Origin of the sequence: Streptomyces cahuitamycinicus, from assembly GCF_002891435.1 — a bacterium.
Taxonomy (GTDB): Bacteria; Actinomycetota; Actinomycetes; order Streptomycetales; family Streptomycetaceae; genus Streptomyces; species Streptomyces cahuitamycinicus.
The window spans coordinates 1-552 of record NZ_POUC01000949.1 but is presented as its reverse complement, the minus strand read 5'-3'; the positions used below and the strand labels follow the sequence as shown (position 1 = coordinate 552).

Annotated in this window: 1 protein-coding gene; it reads left to right on the top strand. The window is 73.2% G+C overall.

What is annotated here, in order from left to right; genetic code table 11:
• Window positions 1-174 precede the first annotated feature (174 nt).
• On the top strand, window positions 175-543 hold the full coding sequence (locus C1J00_RS44030; protein WP_102914280.1) for a DUF8844 domain-containing protein: 369 nt from the start codon (window positions 175-177) through the stop codon (window positions 541-543).
• Window positions 544-552 lie beyond the last annotated feature (9 nt).

Here is a 552-nt window from a genome sequence, read left to right as displayed (position 1 = left end):
GGCCGGAACACGGCGCCTCCCGGAAGCCGTCACGAACACCGGGTGGTGGGGCGGCCGTACCCACTACCGCGATGCCCACTTGCGCGCCCGCGAGACAATGGACGGTGGCCCACTCCACCTGGGAGCCCCCCGCCCACGGGGGAGGGCCAGCGCGACGTACGAGGAGGAGAAGACATGGCGGAGCCCACGCCGCGTCGTAACGAACCGCGGCTACGCCCCGCGCCCCTGCTCTTCGAGCCCGCGGAGGCGGCCTCCGACCCTGAGCACTTCTTCGACCTCGAGTCGATCGACGACCCCCGGGCCCTGCTGGCCCGGGCGACGGAGCTGACGCTGGCGTTCCGGGCCGCGGCGGACCGGGCGGTGGAGTTCCAGGCGATGGCGGCGGCGCAGCTGGCCGATCCGCGCAGGTTCGACCGGTTGACGACGGCGGACATCGCCGAGCGGGCCGAATGGACCGAGGACTACGCCAAGAAGATGGTCGAGTTCGGGCGGGATCTGATGCAGGGCGGGGCCGAGGGCCGGGGGCCCGGCGAGACCGCGTAGAACAAGCCC

Bases quoted from the DNA above. Each gene is read 5' to 3' on its own strand.
- C1J00_RS44030 (WP_102914280.1), top strand. From the start codon at position 175: ATGGCGGAGCCCACGCCGCGTCGTAACGAACCGCGGCTACGCCCCGCG.